The following is a 17,845-nucleotide window of genomic DNA, read 5'->3' as shown; positions in this document are numbered from 1 at the left end:
GTCCGACCGAGGAGGGCCATGGCCGCGGATCCGACCGCCACCGCACGGCGGGCCGACGTCACGGCCGCCGCGCACGGTGCCCCTGCCGCGGGCCGGGCGGAGCTCCGCTACCTGATCGGGCGGGTGCTGCCCTTCCTGGTGATCGTGCTCGCCACCCTGGCGGACGCGCTGACCTCGCCGCAGGAACGGTTCGACCGCTTCCTGATCGCCGCCCCGGCGCTCGCCGCGGCCACCTGGTCCGCACGGGGCACGGCCGCGATCGGCGGGCTCACCATGGGCGTGACCGCCGCCCTCACCGTCGTGCGCGGCGACGACCTCTTCCCCGCGCTCCTCGCGGGCCAGGTGGTGCTCGGTGTCGTCGTGCTCGCCGCGGCCGTCTCCAGCCACGCCCGGCAGCGCCGCGAGGCCGAGCTGCGCCAGATCAGCGCCGTCGCCGAGGCCGCCCAGTCGGCCGTCATGCGCCCGCTGCCGCCCCGCCTCGGCACCGTCGACCTGCGGCTGCTGTACGAGGCCTCCGCCGCCTGCGCGCACGTCGGCGGCGACTTCTGCAAGGCCCTCCAGGTCCGCGACGGCGTCCGGATCATGCTCGGCGACGTCCAGGGCAAGGGGCTGCCCGCGGTGGAGGCCGCCTCGCTGCTCCTCGGGTCCTTCCGCGAGGCCGCGTACACGGCCCCCGACCTGCCGGCGATCGCCCGGCGCCTGGAGGAGAGCATGGCCCGCTACGCGGAGCGGGCGCCGCGCTCGGAGGCGGCCGACCGCTTCTCGACGGTGCTGCTCGCGGAGATCCCCGACGACCGGCCGGTGATCCGGCTGCTCAGCTGCGGCCACCCGGCGCCGGTGGTGCAGCGGGACGGGACCGTGGAGACGGTCGAGTTCTCCTCGCCCTCGGTCCCGGTCCACCTGCCGGTACCGGTCGACCTGCCGTTCACGGTGGAGGAGGTGCCGTTCGGCCCCGGGGACCGGCTGCTGATGTTCACCGACGGCGTCTCCGAGACCCGTGACCGGGACGGGGCCTTCTACCCGCTGGAGCAGCGGCTCCGGGCCTGGGCGGACGAGCCCGCCGACCGGATCCCCGGCCTGCTCGGGGACGATCTGGCCCGGTTCGGCGCCCGCGGCCTGGTCGACGACACGACCGCCCTGCTGGTGGTCCGCGACGGCCCCGCCGGCGGGCGGCTCCCCCCGCAGCCCCTGGCCGCCGCCCGCTCCTGAGCGGAGGCGGACGGCGGCGGGGGCCCCGCTCAGCCGGCCGCGGGGGTCCAGCCGTCCACGGTGCCGCCGTCCGCGAGCCTCCCGTCGAGGACGACCGCGCCGGGCCCGCCCGTCCGGACGGCGAGGACCCGGCCCTCGGCCCGGGCCCGGACCGCGCCGCCCGCCGTGATCCCGGTGACGTGCCGGCTGCCCGCCGCGAGGAGGTAGCGGGCCCCGGACGGCGCCGTCCAGGGGCTCCCGGCGAGGACGTGCTGCCCGAACCGGCCGCAGGCGGCGGTGTCGGGCACCGAGGCGACGGCGCGCGCGGGCCCCGGGACCCGGGACGGCGTCTCCAGGGTGACGTCGGCCCGCCCGGTGCCCTCCCAGGTCTCGGCGCGGGCGCACACCCACAGCGCCCGCCCGGCCCCCTCGGGGAGCCGCTGGTCGGCGAACTCCCAGCGGTTGACCGAGCGGACCCCGGAATCCCTGAGGGGCCCCAGGAGGCAGCCGGAGCGCGCCCAGGCCGCGAGCCCGAGCGGTCCGGTGGCCTCGCGGGGCTGGCGCGAGGGCACGCCGGCGGCGGGCAGCGGGGTCCAGGTGAGGTGGGCGGGGCTCAGCCCGCCGAGGTCGGCGAGGAGGAAGGCGTGGTCCTCGACGATCCGCGCCGAGGAGCGCAGCCGGAGCACGGTGGTCCCGGCGCACCCCGCGGTGCCGCCGGTGCCGCTGTGCGCGGAGGAGGCCGCCGGCACCGGCGCGGTCACGCCGTCGGGCCCCACCGGCAGGTCGCGGGAGGGGGCGGCGGGCGCCGCCAGGTCGCGTACCTCCGCGTCCGCGATCCACGGGGCGAGCAGGTAGCGGGTGCCGGCGGCGGTGCGGGCGAGGACGACCGCGGCGGCGGTGGTGACGTCGGCGTCGTCCGCGCGGGCGAGGGTCAGCGCGGGCGTCCCGGCGGGCGGCTCGGTGTAGCGGGCGAGCCGGAGGCCGTCGTGGAGGAGGACCACGGCCGTGCCGCCGGTCTCCCCCGCGTAGAGCAGCGCGGGCGGCGCGGACGGGGCCGTCCCGGCGGTGCCGGGGGTGGTCCTCGTGGCGGCTCCCCCGGTCCAGGCGGCGAGCGCGCGCCCGAGGAGCGCCGTGTCTCCGGTGCGGGCGCCCCGGGCGGGCCAGGCGGTGAAGTCGACCCGTGAGGTGTCGGCCCAGCGCCCGGGGTCGGTCCGGTGGAGCGCGGCCGGATCGGCGGCGGGTGCGGGCGGCGCGGGCGGGGGCGGGGCCGGCTCCGGTCGGAGCGCGGCGGCGGCGGGGACGGCGGCGAGGAGGAGGGCCGCCGCGAGGACCGCGATCCGGCCGCGGCGGCGGCGGCGCAGCAGGTCGGTGGGGCGCAGGTGGACGGTGCAGGGGTCGAACTCGGGGCCGCGCAGGAGGGCGGCGAGGTCGCCGGGGACGGTCGAGCGCAGTCGCTCCGCGGCGGCGAGGGCGGCCGCCGGGTCGGAGACCCCCGCACCGGCCAGCAGGGCGGCCGTCGTCTCGGGGCCGAGTCCTTCGAGGGCGGTGAGGGCGAGCGCGGCACGGGTCGGCGGGTCGAGCGCGGCGAGCGCCCGGTCGAGGGCCAGCTCGTCGCCCCCGCCGGCGCGGGGGAAGATCCGCAGCCCGGTGACGCGGGGCAGGGCGAGCGCGGCGGGGCGGACGGCCCGGGTGGCGAGGGCACGGGCGACGACCCGGGCCCTGAGCCAGGCGTGCGCCTCCTCCCGGGGCGCCCGGGGCGCGGGCACGGCGCGGGCTGCGGGGCGCTCGGGCCGGCCGCGGGGCAGCGCCCGCTGGACCACCGCGTGGGCGGTGAGGACGCGCCGCTGGCGGCCGAGGGCGGGCGGCAGGACGAGGTGGGCGAGGCGCACGAGGGCGGCGTAGTGCTCGACGAGCGCGGCCTCGGCGGCGTCCCGGGCGGGACGCGGGGCGGATATGCCCGTGGCCGGGCCGGTGGAGGAGATACGAAGCTGCTGCACGCATCGACAACGAGCGGGCCCGGTGGGGCGTCACTCTCCGGGACGCGGCGGGCCGGGGCCCCGGCCCGGGACGATCTTCGGCGTGCTAAGAAGGCCGGATGACGCTCACACGGGGCCGGCGGGTACGCCTTGCGGTCGATCTGAGGGTGGCCGGGACGGTCACGGTGGCCGGCGACCCGGTCGGGGAGGCGGCGGAGGTCGCCGGGGCGCTGCTGCTCGGGGAGGGTGCGGAGGGGGTCGTCGAGCGGGTCGACGAGCCGGACGGCCTGCCGGACCCGGAGGCGGCGGAGTACGAGCGCCTCGTCTCGCTCCTGGAGTCGTTCGGCGCCCAGATGCCGCCGGCGAGCCGGGAGCGGCTGGAGGAGGAGGTGCGCGGCCTGGAACCGGCGTGGCGGGCGTACCGGGACCGGCGGCCGGTCGTCACGGCCCGGGTCCGGCTCGACGGCGGGCTGGTCCTGGAGCGGGTGCGCGGGGACGTGCTGACCGAGCTGTAGGACGGGCTGCCGGGAGCGCGGGACGGGGCGGCGGCGGAAAGACCGGGGCGGGGCGGGGCACCATATCAGGACGGACCGTCCTTCCCGGTGAAGTTCGAGCACTCTCCACACTCGGGCGATTCCGTACGGTAGTCATGGGGTCAGGGAGGAAACACCTTGGTCTTCAGTCTGATCCGTCGCCGCGCGTCCGCCCCCGCCGGCGCCGCATGCCCCTACGCGGCCGCTTCCGCCGTCCCCGCCCCCGCCTCGGCTCCGGCCGCCGGGCGCGAGCCGGAGCGGGTGGACCGGCGGCAGGCGGAGGAGTTCGTCCGGCAGTTCCACGAGGAGACCCCGGGCTCCGGGGACGCGGACGCCCGGGTCCGCCGGGTGCGGGCCGAGATCGCCCGTACCGGGACCTACGAGCACACGCCCGAGGAGCTGGCCTTCGGCGCGAAGGTCGCCTGGCGCAACGCGGCGCGGTGCATCGGGCGCCTCTACTGGAGCAGCCTCGTCGTGCGGGACCTGCGCGGGGTGTCGTCCGCCGACGGGATCGCGGCCGCCTGCGCCGAGCACCTGCGGGCGGCGGGCAACGACGGGCGGATCCGCCCGGTCCTCACCGTCTTCGCCCCCGACCGGCCCGGCCGTCCGGCGCCCCGGATCGTCAACGACCAGCTGGTGCGCTACGCGGGCCACCGCACCGACGCGGGGCGCTGGGTGGGAGATCCGCGCGCGGCGGCGACCACGGCGCTCGCGCGCGAGCTGGGCTGGAAGCGGGAGGAGGAGCCGTTCCAGGTGCTGCCGCTGATGGTGCGGGAGCGGCCGGACGCCCGCCCGGAGTGGTACGAACTGCCCGACGGCGCCGTGCGGGAGGTGCCGCTGCGCCATCCCGAGCACGCCTGGTTCGCCGGACTCGGGCTGCGCTGGTACGCGGTGCCGGCGATCAGCGACATGGTGCTGGAGATCGGCGGGGTGCGGTATCCGGCGGCGCCGTTCAACGGCTGGTACATGGGGACGGAGATCGGCGCCCGGAACCTCGCCGACGCGGACCGGTACGACCTGCTGCCGCTGGTGGCGGAGAGGCTGGGCCTGGACCGGTCCTCGGAGCGGACGCTGTGGCGGGACCGGGCCCTGGTGGAGCTGAACGTGGCGGTGCTGCACTCCTTCCAGGAGGACGGCGTGACGATGGCCGACCACCACACCGAGTCGGAGCGCTTCCTGAAGCACATCGCGCGGGAGCGGCGGCACGGCCGGCCGACTCCGGCCGACTGGAGCTGGATCGTCCCTCCGCTCTCGGGCGCGGCCACCCCGGTCTTCCACCGCTACTACGATCCGGTCGACCCGGACCTCCGCCCGGCGTTCGTCCCCCGGCAGGCGTAGGACGGGACCGGTCGGACCGGACGGGGAGGGGCCCGCTCCCCGCCGGGTCGTCAGTACCTCCCGCCGCCGCCCGCGCGGTTGCCCCGCCCGCCCCGGCGCGGGCGGCGCGCCTGGCGGGGACCGGCGGAGTCGGTGGCGCCGCCGGCGGCCTCCGGCGAGGAGAACAGCACCGGCACTCCGGGGCCCGGAGCGGCGGGGGCGGTCCGGGCCGCGGTCCGCGGCTCGGGCACCCGCTCCGGTCCGCGGGTCTCGGCGGGGCTCGGGGCGCGGGCCACGACGCGGGCGTGGGTGATCAGCGGGGCGCAGGCCTCGCAGATCTCGGCGAGCGTCCAGACCTCGCCGACGGCGGGGTTGTGGATGAGGACGAGGAGGGTCCGGCCCGAGCAGAGCGCGCGGGCCTGGTGGTGGCGGCAGCCGGCTCCCCCGCAGGCGCACGAGGCGTGGGGCCGCGGGGTCGCCAGGCGGGCGTGCGCCCGCACGTGCTCGGCGGCGAAGGCGCGCAGGGCGCGCACGTCCTTGGAGCGGTCCGGCATGCGGCAGCCCGCGGTGGTGCAGCTGACCCGCGCCGAGTGGTCGTGGTGGCCGGTGAGGCGAATCGTCCAGGTCCTGCCTGGCACACGGGATCCGAGTGGCATGCTCAACGCGCACAAGTCCGTTCGGGAGAGGAGGCGTTCGATCTCTGTTTACCCCGAAGTCGGGGCCCCGACGCGTCCCCCGTCGGCGTGTCCGGACGGGGTCGACCGGAACGGCGTCCCGCCGCCCCGACGCCCCGTCACCACGGGCCGGCGAGCGCGACGGCGGCCGGAGCCCGCCGCTGCGGCTCCTCGCCGGCCGGGGCACCGCCGGGACCACCGCGACCGGGGACCGGGGCCGCCGGACCGGCCGCCCTGCGTGCTCGGCACGCCCCGGCGGGACTTCCCGGTCGCCACCCCGTGAGCGGGACCGGTACCGCCCCGGGAGCCGGCCGCGTGCCGCCTTCTCCTCCCGCTCCCGCTCAGAGGAAGGCGAGCAGGCCGGCGAGCGGAGCCGGTACGCGGGCGGGGTCCAGGCCCTCGGCGAGGACCCGGCCGTAGCGGATCTTCCGCCCCGAGGTCGTGCCGAGGAAGCGGCGCAGCCGCGGCAGCGGGCCGCGGTCGCGCTGGGCGGGCTGGTTCAGGAAGGTGCGCAGGGCGCGCCCCTCGCCCTCGGCCTCGACCAGCTCCCCCACCCGGTCGATCCCGAGGGCGCGGATCAGCTCGTCCTCCAGGTCGGCGACGCAGACGAAGAAGGCGTCCGGGTCGGCCCCCGCCGCGGCCAGGCCGCGCGCGTAGTGGACGCGCTCGGCGTCGTCGCAGAGGCCGGTGAGGCGCAGGCCCAGACCGGACGGGCCGAGGAGGCGGGCGTACCGGGCGGCGTTGGTCGCGCCGTCCATGGAGAGCACGCAGACGCCCTCGGCGGCGAGGTCCCGCCCGGCGCGGCCGGCCAGCGCCTCCACGGCCGCCACGTCGCTGCGCCCTTCGAGCAGCACGGCGGTGCGCGGGTGCAGGCGCGCGGCGAGCTCCCGCGCGGTGTCGCCGGGTCCGCCGGCCGCCCAGGCGGCGACCTCGGCCCGGAAGGCGTCCATGTCGGTCATGCCAGGAGTCTGTGCGCCGGACGGCCCGGACGGTACCGGTTTTCCGGGCCCCCTCCCGCCGGTCGGGCGGGAAGGGGCCCGGAGCACCGAGGGGGTCAGTAGCGCAGGGCGGTGGCGACCGAGGCGGTCACGGAGCCGGAGAGCTTGTGGGTGCTGCGGGCGGTGCCGTCGCCGGACCCGTTCGCGGGGACGTCCGAGACGGTGACGACGACCGTGTCGACCAGCTTCCCGTCGCCGTCCTTGAACTCGACCTGCACGGCGAAGGACCGGGTCTTGTCGTCGGTGTTGTCGACGGTGACCGGGACGGTGGTGCGCCCGTCGGCGTCGGTGGCGGTGTCGCCGAGCTCCACCTCGTCCTTGGCGTCGACGCCGTCCTTGACCTCGGCCATCTGCTGCTCGGCCTTCTCGGCGGCCTGGGAGGCCGCGTCCGCGACGCCCTCGGCGGCGGAGGCGACCGCCGAGGCGGCCTCGCTGACGCCCCCCGAGACGGGGTTGTCGCCGTCGTCGGAACAGCCCGCCGTGCCCATCAGGACGGCTCCCGCGAGCAGGCCGCCGGCGGCGCCGCGTACCCAGCGTCCGGTCATGTCGTGGTCTCCCTGGTTCGGACGTGATCGTCCGGACCAGTCAACGGCAGGGCCCGGCGGCCCGCATCCCGGGCGCCGCCGGTCAGCGGGGGCCGAGGGCGATGACGGCGATGTCGTCGGCGAGGTGGTGGGTCCAGTCGCCGACGTCGTCGGCGAGGTGGCGCACGAGCGCGTCGGGGGTGCGCCGGTCCGCCACGGCCAGCCGCTCGGCCAGCGGGTAGAACTCGCCGGTGGAGTTCCGGGCCTCGCTGAGGCCGTCGGTGTGGGTGAGCAGGGTGGCGTCCGGGGCGAGGGCGAGCCGGTGGGGCCGTACGGCTCCGGCCGCGTCGAGCGCCCCGAAGCCGAGCGGCAGCTCGGCGGGCACGTGCAGCTCGCGGGCCCGCTCCGGGCCGACCTCCAGCGGGGCGAGGTGGCCGCAGTTCACCGCCCTCAGCTCCTGCGAGGCGCCCGCGTGCTGGAGGAGGAGGGCGGTGGCGAAGAGCTCCCCGTCGCCGCGGGCGGCGGCGACCCGCCTCACCTGCCGGTCCAGGCAGGCCGCGAGCTCGCCCAGCTCCGCGGTCTCGTGGGCCTGGCTGCGGAAGCAGCCCAGGAGGTCGGTGACGGTCTGGACGGCCTGGAGGCCCTTGCCCCGCACGTCGCCGATGAGGATGCGGGTGCCGTAGGGGGTGTCGAGGGCCTCCAGGAAGTCGCCGCCGATCCCGGTGCCCGCGGTCGCCGGGCGGTACAGGCCGGCGAGACGGAGGCCGCCCAGGCGGTCGGGGATGGGGTGGAGCACGGCGCACTGGAGGGCGGCGGCGGTCTCCCGGGTCCGGGAGAGCCGCTCGGTCTGCTCGCGGCGCGACCAGGCGACCGCGCCGGCGGCGGCGCCGACGGCGAGGGCGACGATCACGCTCATGGGCTGGCTGGTCTCGGCGTCGACCATCACGTACTGGAGGACGGAGGCGCCGGCGACGGCGACGGCGACGACGGGCCGGCCGAGGGCGAGCGCGGCGACCGCGACGACGACGGTGCCGATCCACAGCAGCTCGCGGGCCTCGGCGGGCAGCGGCACGGGGCCCAGGGCGGAGGTGTAGGGCAGGGCCTGCGCGGCGGCGGTGCCGACGAGGATCGCGGACGGCAGGAGGGCGGCGTGCGCCCCGAGGTGCGGACGGGGCACGGCGGCGAGGTAGCGGGCCATCTGCGGGGCGGTGGCCAGCATCGTGCCGAAGCCGACGAGGGCGACGACGGCGAAGCCGCCGGCCAGCGCGTGTCCGGCGTGGTCCACCAGGGCGTGCAGCAGGGCGAGGCCCAGCGCGGCCAGCGGCAGCCCGAGGGAGGCCCCGGCCAGCGGGGAGACGGGGCGGTACCGGATCAGCAGGCAGGCCGCCGCGCCGCCGACGCCGAAGGCGGACAGCATCAGGGCCGCGGTGCCGGTGGAGAGGCCGACGGCGGAGACGAGCGGCGGCACGGTCATCGTGAGGACGACCTGGGTGAAGCCGAGGACGAGACCCGCGACCAGCGCACCGGTCCACACGGTGGGCGGGACCGGCTTCGGGCGGCTGCGCGGGGTGCGCCGCAGGGCGCGGGCCCGGGCGGCGGCGCAGCTGAGCACGGCGGCGGTGAGCAGGGCGCCGACGCGGAGGTCCTGCCAGCCCCAGAGCGGGGCGAGCTGGAGGGCCGCGGCCAGCGTGACGGCGCACAGCACCTGGCCGACCGTGCGCGGGCGGTCGGGCAGCGGCTCCGCGGCGACCGGCGTCGTCTCCGGGAGGAGGCGCCGGACGGAGAGCAGCGCGGCGCCGGCCGCGGCGGCCATGAGGGCGGCGGTGACGCGCCAGCCGGTGAGGGCGGCCGCGTGAGGGGCGAGGTTGACCGCGAGGACGAATCCCACGGACATGGCGGCGAGCCAGCCGCCCATGATCCGGCGGATCCGGCCGGGCATGGAGACGGTCGTCATGAAGGCGAGGCAGGAGACGAAGACGGCGGCGAGGGCCGCGGAGACGAGGATCCGGCCGAGGACGTAGGTGGCGGGGCCGAAGGAGAGGGTGAGGGCGAGGGAGCCCAGGCCGAGCGCGGCGAGCGAGGCGGTGAGCGTGGCCCGCCGGCCCTTGAGGTCGCCGGCCCGCCCGGTCGCCGCGAGGACGCCGATGGCGAGGCAGACGCCGGCGACCTGGGCGACGGCGTTGTCCTCCGCCGAGACGCCCAGGTCGGTGTGGACGAGGGGCGCGACGGCCGCGTTCATGGCGGGTGCGACGACGTACAGTGCGGCGACCAGGGCCAGGAGCAGCCCGATCACCCGGGGGGAGACGGCGGTGCCGCTCCCCGGCGCCGGTGCGGCACCCGCCCCGTACGGCGTGGTGGTGCCGGTCATCGACAGGACCTCCTCGTGGTTCCCCCGTGGATTTCCCCACGTCCAGGGTCACAAGGAGCAGGTAAGCCCCTATAGGGGCAAAAGGCCCTTAAGTCACATCAATGACCTCCGGTGTCGCCGTGCTCACGACCGGACCGACGACGGTCAGGGGTATCCGGACGTTCTCGCAGAAGCGGCGGACGCGGGAGAGCACGCTCAGCGAGGCGGGGGTGGGGTCGGCGGTGGAGAGCTGGACCCGGACGAGCCGGGGCCGGTGGGCGAGGGCCAGGGCCTGGGCCTCCAGATCGGCGGCGGATCGGCTGGTGAGAGCGAGGTCGCCCGGGAGCGACAGGTGCAGGACGCCCTCCTCGAAGGCGTGGCCGATGAGCATGGCCGCCTCCTTCCGTCGTACGCCGTCCCACCGCCCGGAGGCGGTGGGACGGACGGTTTCCGTCAAGGCGTTGTGCCGGGCACGCTGGCACCAGGCTGGCAGACGCGGACCGTGTCCGCACCCCCACGGCCCGCAGCCCCCGTACGCCGCGGAAGGGGCGAACCCGCTGGTCGGGGCGGGCGCGCCGGGTCAGCGGGACAGGGTGGCCTCCGGGCCGGTCCGCCCCGCCGGCTCGTCGTCGAGGAAGCCGCCCGACTGGTGCTGCCACAGCTTGGCGTAGGCGCCTCCCGCGGCGAGCAGCCCGTGGTGGTCCCCCTGCTCGACGATCCGCCCCCGGTCGAGGACGACGAGCCGGTCCATGCCGGCGACGGTGGAGAGCCGGTGGGCCACGACGAGCGCCGTCCTGCCCTCCATCAGCCGCCACAGCGCGTCCTGGACGAGGAGTTCGCTCTCGGAGTCGAGCGCGCTGGTCGCCTCGTCGAGGAGGAGGATCGGCGCGTCGCGCAGGATCGCCCGGGCGAGGGCGACCCGCTGCCGCTGTCCGCCGGAGAGCTTCACCCCCCGCTCGCCGACCAGGGTGTCGAAACCGTCGGGCAGCGCGTCGGCGAACTCCGTGACGTGGGCGGCCTCGGCGGCCCGGCGGATCTCGGCCTCGGTGGCCCCGGGCCGGGCGAAGGCGATGTTCTCCCGGAGCGTGCGGTGGAACATCGCCGGATCCTGCGGTACGGAGGCGATGAGGCCGCGCAGGTCGGACTGGCGCATCCGGCTGATGTCCTGACCGCCGATCAGGATCCGTCCGCCGTCGACGTCGGTCATCCGCAGCAGCAGCCGGGTGAGGCTGGTCTTGCCGCCGCCGGAGCGTCCGACGAAACCGACCTTGGTGCCGCCGGGCACGTCCAGGTCGAGCCCCTCGAAGAGGGGCTTCGCGCCCCGGTGGGCGAAGTGCACCCCCTCGAAGCGGACGTGGCCGGACGGTCCGGCTAGCGGCTCGGGGTCCGGCGGGTCCACGACGGTCGGCGGGTCGAGGAGGAGCTCGGTGAACTGGGCGGCCTCCGTCATGGAGCTCTCCAGGCGCCGGTAGATCTGGTTGAACTCGAACATGATCCGGGTGGCGTTGGCGTAGTACGTGAAGACCACGATGATCGCCTCCACGCCCCGCTCCCCCGCGCCGAGCATCAGGGCGAGCAGCAGCCCGAGCACGTTGGTGAGGACGGAGAGCGGCGCGACGAGGGTGTCGATGCGGAGGTTGCCGTAGTCCCAGGAGCGCAGGGTGATCCGGCGCGACTCGGCGACCCGGGCGCGGTGTTCGGCCGCCTCGCGCTCGCCGGCGGCGAAGGAGCGGACGCTGTCCATGTTGGTGAGCACGTCGGCGACGTGCCCCGACACGCGGGCGATGGCCCGCTCGCGCTCGGCGACGATCCGCTGGCGGCGGCGGACCAGCGGGAAGACGCAGGAGCCGGTGAGGGCGATCATCACGAGGAGGCCGACGACGAGCAGCGGGTCGTACTGCCAGAGGACGACCGAGGCGAACAGCAGCGGGACGAGACTGCCCATGACCTGGAAGGTCAGGGTGTCGACGAAGTCCTCGAAGCGGGAGGCGAAGCTGATGACCCGCTTGGTGAGGGAGCCGGCGAAGTTGTCGTGGAAGAACGCCGCGTCCTTGGCGAGGAGTTCGTCCATGCCGACGACGTAGAGGTGCTCGATGCCGCGGGCGTCGAGCCGGTTGAGGCAGTGGAAGCCGACCCGCCACAGCGCCTCGCCGAGCAGCAGGACGGCGGCGAAGACGAGGGCGTAGGGCAGGACCGAGGCGAGGGTGGTGGGGCCGCCGTCGGCGACCCGGCCGACGAGCTTGGCGACCACCAGGGGGGCGAGGTAGTGGATTCCGATGTTTCCGAGCGCGGGCAGCAGCAGCGCGGGCACGGCCACCCGCCGGAGCCGCACCAGCTCTCCTCCGTAGTGGCGGAGCGCGAGGCGGACCGAGCCCCTGCCCGGACCGCCGCCGCGTTGTTCAGACGTTCCCATCACGACCTTCCGTCGTCGAGTCGACACGTGGAGTGACGGAGTGTGGCGGAGGCGGGCGTGGACGGTCCACGGGTTTTCCGGGCGGGCGGGGAGGCGGGGCGGTACGGCGCGGGCACGCGGCCCGGGGAGGGGCGGGCAGTGCGGCGGGGGCACGCAGGGCGGGCGGGGAGGCGGGGCGGTACGGCGCGGGGAGGGGGCGGCGGTGCGGTTCAGCCGCGCAGGGTGGCGGTGAACGCGACGACGTCGCGGGCGACCCGGTCCGGGTCCTCCCAGTACACGACGTGGCCCGCGCCCTCGTGGACGAGGAGCCGGGAGTCGGGGATCGCGTCGAGGATCAGCTGCTGGTCCGAACGGGTGAGGAGCGGATCCCGGTCGCCCCAGACCACGAGGGTGGGCACGAGGATCCCGGTGAGGGTGGCCGCGAGGTCGGTCTCCAGGAGTCCGCGCAGGGTCTCGCGCCAGACCCGGGCCGGAGCCTTCAGCCCTTCGTCGACGACGGTCTCCAGGAAGCCCGGCGCCACCTTCCCCACCACGAGCCCGCGGCTGAAGCCGGCGGCGAACGCCCGGTCCACGGGGTCCTCCAGCGCCCGCACCGCCTCCCAGACGCCGGTGACGCCGGGCTTGTCGGCGAGCAGCGCGGGAACCCCGAGGAGGACGAGCCCGGCGACCCGGTCGGGCCGCCGGCCGGCGACGATCCGGGCCTGGACGCCGCCGCTCGAACCGCCGACGAGGACGGCCCGCTCGATGCCGAGGTGGTCGAGGAAGGCGACGAGGTCGTCGGCGAAGTCCTCGGGGAGGTAACCCTCCTCCGGTTTGCCGGCGTCGCCGTGGCCGCGCTGGGTCGGCGCGTAGGCGTGCACCGCGGACGGCAGGGCCCGCAGCACCGGCTCGAAGGTCCACCACGAGTCGGCGTAGCCGTGGACGAGGACGAGGGGCGGCCCGCTCCCCGGCCGGCCGGCCTCCGCGTACGGCAGCGCGGGGCGACCGTCCCCGAGGACGGCGCGGTGGACGGCGACGGCGGCCATCGGCACCCTCCTCGTCGCCCCCCTTTTCCCGAAACGCGGACTTTCCCAGCGTAGGGACGTGATTCCGGCGGCTCAACAGGAACGCCGCGGCGGGCGGGCGCTCGGCCGTTCCGGGGAATTCCGCACGGTCCGGCCCTGCGTGTTCGCATGGCTGCGGGGACCCCGGTGCGCGACCATACGGACGCGCCGTCGTGAGCATCCCGGCCGGCGGCGGGAAAGTGCACGCACACAGGAAGAAGGCCGTACGTGACCGGCAGTGAGAGCGAGAACCCGGCGATTTCCGCCCCCAGTCCCCAGGACACCCGGCCCCGGACCAATCGGGACTGGTGGCCGAACCAGCTGGACCTCTCCGTACTCCATCGGAACGACCCGCAGGCCGACCCCCTCGACCAGGACTTCGACTACGCGAAGGAGTTCGCCGGCCTCGACGTCGAGGAACTGAAGCGGGACGTCATCGCCCTGATGACGGATTCGCAGGAATGGTGGCCGGCGGACTACGGCCATTACGGGCCGCTTTTCATCCGGATGAGCTGGCACGCGGCGGGCACGTACCGCATCGCCGACGGCAGGGGCGGCGGCGGAAGCGGCGCCCAGCGATTCGCGCCGCTGAACAGCTGGCCCGACAACGCGAGTCTGGACAAGGCCCGCCGGCTTCTCTGGCCGGTCAAACAGAAGTACGGCCAGAAGATCTCCTGGGCCGATCTTCTGGTTTTCGCCGGCAACTGCGCGATGGAATCCATGGGATTCAAGACCTTCGGATTCGGATTCGGCCGGGAGGACATCTGGGAGCCGGAGGAGATCTACTGGGGCCCCGAGGACACCTGGCTGGGCGACGAGCGCTACAGCGGCGACCGGGAGCTCGGCGGACCGCTCGGCGCCGTCCAGATGGGCCTCATCTACGTCAACCCCGAGGGCCCCAACGGCAACCCGGACCCCATGGCCGCCGCCCGCGACATCCGCGAGACCTTCGCCCGGATGGCGATGAACGACGAGGAGACCGTCGCCCTCATCGTCGGCGGCCACACCTTCGGCAAGTGCCACGGGGCCGTGAACCCCGAGTACATCGGCCCGGAGCCGGAGGCCGCGCCGATCGAGCAGCTGGGCCTCGGCTGGAAGAACGCGTCCGGCACCGGCGCCGGCGCCGACTCCCTCACCAGCGGCCTGGAGGGAGCCTGGACCAACAACCCGACCACCTGGGACAACGGCTTCCTCGACAACCTCTTCCGGTACGAGTGGGAGCTGACCACCAGCCCCGCCGGCGCCCAGCAGTGGAAGCCCACCGACCCGGCTGCCCAGGGCACCGTGCCCGACGCGCACGACCCGTCGAAGCGGCACGCCCCGATGATGCTGACGACGGACCTGGCGCTGCGCACGGACCCGGTCTACGCCCCGATCGCCCGCCGCTACCACGAGGACCCGGAGCTGCTGGCGGAGGCGTACGCCAAGGCCTGGTACAAGCTGCTCCACCGCGACATGGGGCCGCTGTCGCGCTACCTCGGCCCGTGGGTCCCGGAGCCGCAGCCGTGGCAGGACCCGGTGCCGCCGGTCGACCACGACCTGGTCGCGGACGAGGACATCGCCGCCCTCAAGGAGCGGATCCTCTCCTCGGGGCTGACGGTGCCCCAGCTGGTCACCACCGCGTGGGCGTCGGCGGCGAGCTTCCGCGGCACCGACAAGCGCGGCGGTGCCAACGGGGCGCGGATCCGCCTCGCCCCCCAGAAGGACTGGGCCGTCAACGACCTGCCCGAGGTCGCCGAGACGCTCCGCACCCTGGAGGACATCCGGGAGGAGTTCGCGGCCGGACGGAGCGACGGCACCCGCATCTCGCTGGCCGACCTGATCGTGCTGGGCGGCTGCGCGGCGGTCGAGCGGGCCGCGAAGGACGCCGGCCACCCGGTGACGGTGCCGTTCGCCCCCGGGCGGACGGACGCCACGCAGGAGCAGACGGACGTGGAGTCGTTCGCGGTCCTGGAGCCGCGCGCCGACGGCTTCCGCAACTACCTGCGGCCGGGCGAGAAGCTCTCCCCGGAGACGCTGCTGCTCGACCGGGCCAGCATGCTCACGCTGACGGCGCCGGAGACGACGGCGCTGATCGGCGGGATGCGCGCGCTCGACACCGGCCACGGCGGGGCGCGCCACGGCGTCCTCACCGACCGCCCGGGCAGCCTCACCACCGACTTCTTCGTCAACCTGCTCGACATGGGGACGGAGTGGAAGGTCTCGGCGTCGGACGAGAACGTCTACGAGGGCCGGGACCGGTCCACGGGAGAGCTGAAGTGGACGGGCACCGCCGTCGACCTGGTCTTCGGCTCCCACTCCCAGCTGCGCGCCCTGGCCGAGGTGTACGCCGCGAAGGACGCGGGCGCGAAGTTCGTCCGTGACTTCGTCGCCGCCTGGTCGAAGGTGATGAAGCTGGACCGCTTCGACCTGCGCTGACCCGCGGGCCGGAGAGCGGGGAGAACCGGGTACGGGCCGGCGCCCGGACGGTCGTGCTGCGACCGTCCGGGCGCCGGAGTCGTCCGTGCTGTTCGGGGTTTCCTGCCGCGGCTCGCCTGCCGCGGCTCAGGCGTCAGGTCGAGATCTCCGGGAGGAGTCCGGTCACCGGCGCCGCCTGGTCGGTGAGCTGGTGGAGCTGGTGGAGTTCGTTGACCCGGCTGAGTCCGCCGAGCTGCTCGCCGATGCCGGGGTACGCCGCCCGGGCCTCCTCCGTCATGCCGGTGGTGGCGAGGGAGTCCAGCTCGGCGATCGGGCTGATCGGCGGGCCGAGCGGGCCCGCGGGGGCGGCGACGGCCTGCGTGGCGGCGCCACCCAGGCAGGAGAACGCCGCGGCGACGGCGAGGACCGAGGAGATGCGTCGAGGTGAGGTCACACCCTCACAACGGAACGTTCCGCCGGGGGACACGCGACGGGACCCGGCGTCCTCCGAACGGGCCACCGGTCCGGCCTCCGGCCGGACCGCCGCACCCCCTCCATGGGCCCGGAGACGCGCTGTAGGCTGGGCGTTCGAATCGTGGCCGACCCGTGTGCGGAGGGCAGTTGACCGAGCTCGTCCGCGGCACACCCGGACTCGTGCGCGCGGTCAACGACCGCGCCGCCCTCCACCTGCTGCTCCGTCAGGGCCCCCTCACCCGACCCGAGATCAGCCGTCTCACCGGCCTCTCCAAGCCCACCGCCTCCCAGGTCCTCGCCCGCCTGGAGGACGCGGGCCTGGTCGTCGGCAACGGCCTGCGCACCGGGCTCCCCGGGCGCGTCCCGGAGACGTACCGGCTCAATCCGGCGGCCGCCTACGCGGTGGCCGTCGACGTGACGCCGGAGTGGATCGCGGTGCGGGCCGCGGACGTCAGCGGCACCGTGCTCGGCGAGGCGGAGGCGGCCGCGCCGGCCGGGCCCGGCCGGGACGCCCTGCTCGTGGCGCTGCGCGCCGCCCTCGGCCGGGTTCCGACGCCGGAGCCGCCGAAGCGGGTGGTGGTCGGCGTCCAGGGCGCGGTGGACCCGACGACCGGCCGGCTCGGGTACGCGAGCGAGGAGGACATGGCGGCCTGGCTCTTCCCCGACGTGGAGCGCGTGCTCGGCGAGGAGCTCGGGCTCCCGGTCCGGATCGAGAACGACGTCAACCTCGCGGCGGTCGCCGAGCGGGCGCACGCGGCGGCCGACTGCCCGGACTTCGTCCTGCTCTGGGCGGACGAGGGCCTGGGCGCGGCCCTCGTCCTCGACGGACGCCTGCACCGGGGCCACTTCGGCGGTGCGGGCGAGGTCGGCTACCTGCCCCTGCCCGGAGCCGCCACCGCCCGCGAGGCCGGCGACCGCTACGGACGCCACGGGTACCAGGAGCTGGCGGGCGGGGACGCCGTGCGCGACCTGTTGCGCGCCCACGGCGTCCCGGGTGCCGACTTCGCGGAGACGGTCGCGGAGGCGGTCCGCCGGGCGGGGTGGACGGCGGGGACGGGACGGGCTGCGGGGACGGGGTCGGGGCCGCTGCCGGAGGCCGGGGCGGAGGCCGAGGCGGGGTCGGGTCCGGAGGCCGGGGCGGGATCCGAGGCGGAGGCCGCCCGGGCCGGGCTGGGGCGGGTGGCGGCGCGGCTCGCCGCCGGTCTCGCGTCCATCGTGACCGTGGTCGACCCGGGGCTCGTCGTCCTCGCCGGCCGGCTCTGCGCGGCGGGCGGCGAGCCGCTGCGCGCGCTGGTCGAGCGCGAGCTGCGGATCCTCGCCCACTCGCGGGCCCGGATCCGCCTCTCGGCGGTGACCGGGAACCCGGTGCTCACCGGTGCGCTCGACCTCGCGCTGACGGCGGCCCGCGAAGAGGTCTTCGGCGGGCCGCCCCCGGTGGGCCGGGTCCTGCTCTGAGCCCCGCGGCCCGCACCCTCGACGCACGCGGTCCCGGGGCGCGGGGTTCGGGCGCACGGGGTCCCGGCGCATGCGGTCCCGGCGCATGCGGTCTCAGCGGCCCCGGGAGAACCAGCCCTTGCGGTCGGTCCGGTCCGGTCCGGTCCCGCGGCCTGCCACGGGTTGGCGGGGGTGCCGTCGCCGAAGAGGGGGCCGGTCCGCGGCTGGACCCGCTTGAGGTGGGCCCGCCACGGGCCGTCGGCCATCTCGAACTGCACGATCAGGGGCCCCTCGGTGAGCGGGACGGTCTCGCGCCGCTTGCCGATCTCGTTGACCACGTTGTCGTCGTCGGGGAGCGCGGCGTGGTCGTCGTGCCCGGCCAGTTCGAAGACGTTGACGATGAGGTTGTCGTCGCCCTTGTAGTGGATCGCCATGTCGGCGACGCCGCCGGTGTGCAGGAGCACGTCCGGGCCCCGGAACTCCCCCTCCTGCTCGGTCAGCCGCCGCGCCGAGGCGAGCGGCGAGAC

14 protein-coding genes are annotated in these 17,845 nt (G+C 76.3%); 5 read left to right on the top strand and 9 right to left on the bottom strand.

Annotated features, from left to right (window positions below; translation table 11 throughout):
• Nucleotides 1-18 precede the first annotated feature (18 nt).
• Complete coding sequence (locus IE287_RS29340; RefSeq protein ID WP_189852243.1) at nt 19-1,209, top strand: PP2C family protein-serine/threonine phosphatase; 1,191 nt, start codon at nt 19-21, stop codon at nt 1,207-1,209.
• 29 nt (nt 1,210-1,238) lie between these two features.
• Here IE287_RS29340 and IE287_RS29335 read toward each other — a convergent pair whose 3' ends face one another.
• Nucleotides 1,239-3,185, bottom strand: coding sequence for a hypothetical protein (locus IE287_RS29335; RefSeq protein WP_229883809.1), 1,947 nt, complete (start codon nt 3,183-3,185; stop codon nt 1,239-1,241).
• Nucleotides 3,186-3,283: 98 nt separating this feature from the next.
• Between IE287_RS29335 and IE287_RS29330 the strand changes: the two genes are divergently transcribed.
• Nucleotides 3,284-3,679 (top strand): hypothetical protein, encoded by a 396-nt coding sequence (locus IE287_RS29330; protein WP_189852242.1) that lies wholly within the window; start codon nt 3,284-3,286, stop codon nt 3,677-3,679.
• A gap of 156 nt (nt 3,680-3,835) precedes the next feature.
• Nucleotides 3,836-5,035 (top strand): nitric oxide synthase oxygenase, encoded by a 1,200-nt coding sequence (locus IE287_RS29325; RefSeq protein ID WP_373307922.1) that lies wholly within the window; start codon nt 3,836-3,838, stop codon nt 5,033-5,035.
• Between the two features lie 50 nt (nt 5,036-5,085).
• On the opposite strand, the gene IE287_RS29320 is transcribed toward IE287_RS29325, so the two are convergent.
• The 7 genes from IE287_RS29320 to IE287_RS29290 all read right to left on the bottom strand — a co-directional run bounded on the left by IE287_RS29320 (nt 5,086) and on the right by IE287_RS29290 (nt 12,995).
• Nucleotides 5,086-5,652, bottom strand: a complete 567-nt coding sequence (locus IE287_RS29320; RefSeq protein ID WP_229883808.1) for a hypothetical protein — start codon at nt 5,650-5,652, stop codon at nt 5,086-5,088.
• Between the two features lie 377 nt (nt 5,653-6,029).
• Nucleotides 6,030-6,647: a TOPRIM nucleotidyl transferase/hydrolase domain-containing protein gene (locus IE287_RS29315; protein WP_189852240.1), complete on the bottom strand. Its 618-nt coding sequence runs from the start codon at nt 6,645-6,647 to the stop codon at nt 6,030-6,032.
• 95 nt (nt 6,648-6,742) lie between these two features.
• Nucleotides 6,743-7,231, bottom strand: coding sequence for a hypothetical protein (locus tag IE287_RS29310; RefSeq protein ID WP_229883807.1), 489 nt, complete (start codon nt 7,229-7,231; stop codon nt 6,743-6,745).
• A gap of 82 nt (nt 7,232-7,313) precedes the next feature.
• Nucleotides 7,314-9,578: an MFS transporter gene (locus tag IE287_RS29305; protein ID WP_189852239.1), complete on the bottom strand. Its 2,265-nt coding sequence runs from the start codon at nt 9,576-9,578 to the stop codon at nt 7,314-7,316.
• An 88-nt stretch (nt 9,579-9,666) separates the two neighbouring features.
• Entirely contained in the window at nt 9,667-9,948 is a 282-nt protein-coding gene (locus IE287_RS29300) for a hypothetical protein (RefSeq protein ID WP_189852238.1), read from the bottom strand.
• A 189-nt stretch (nt 9,949-10,137) separates the two neighbouring features.
• Nucleotides 10,138-11,970 carry an ABC transporter ATP-binding protein gene (locus IE287_RS29295; RefSeq protein ID WP_189852237.1) on the bottom strand — a complete coding sequence of 611 codons (1,833 nt, stop codon included), beginning with the start codon at nt 11,968-11,970 and terminating at the stop codon, nt 10,138-10,140.
• A 209-nt stretch (nt 11,971-12,179) separates the two neighbouring features.
• The gene (locus IE287_RS29290; protein ID WP_189852236.1) at nt 12,180-12,995 is read right to left on the bottom strand and encodes an alpha/beta fold hydrolase; all 816 of its coding nucleotides are present in this window, start codon (nt 12,993-12,995) and stop codon (nt 12,180-12,182) included.
• A gap of 246 nt (nt 12,996-13,241) precedes the next feature.
• Between IE287_RS29290 and katG the strand changes: the two genes are divergently transcribed.
• The gene (gene katG / locus IE287_RS29285; protein ID WP_189852235.1) at nt 13,242-15,431 is read left to right on the top strand and encodes a catalase/peroxidase HPI; all 2,190 of its coding nucleotides are present in this window, start codon (nt 13,242-13,244) and stop codon (nt 15,429-15,431) included.
• Between the two features lie 133 nt (nt 15,432-15,564).
• Here the strand turns inward: katG and IE287_RS29280 are convergent, their stop codons facing one another.
• Nucleotides 15,565-15,864, bottom strand: a complete 300-nt coding sequence (locus tag IE287_RS29280) for a hypothetical protein (RefSeq protein WP_189852234.1) — start codon at nt 15,862-15,864, stop codon at nt 15,565-15,567.
• Between the two features lie 167 nt (nt 15,865-16,031).
• Between IE287_RS29280 and IE287_RS29275 the strand changes: the two genes are divergently transcribed.
• Complete coding sequence (locus tag IE287_RS29275) at nt 16,032-17,339, top strand: ROK family transcriptional regulator (protein WP_189852233.1); 1,308 nt, start codon at nt 16,032-16,034, stop codon at nt 17,337-17,339.
• The last annotated feature ends 506 nt before the right edge of the window (nt 17,340-17,845 follow it).

Source organism: Streptomyces omiyaensis, from assembly GCF_014650895.1.
GTDB lineage: Bacteria > Actinomycetota > Actinomycetes > Streptomycetales > Streptomycetaceae > Streptomyces > Streptomyces omiyaensis.
The sequence above is the reverse complement of the archived record's forward strand: the minus strand, read 5'-3'. Positions and strand labels throughout refer to the sequence as shown.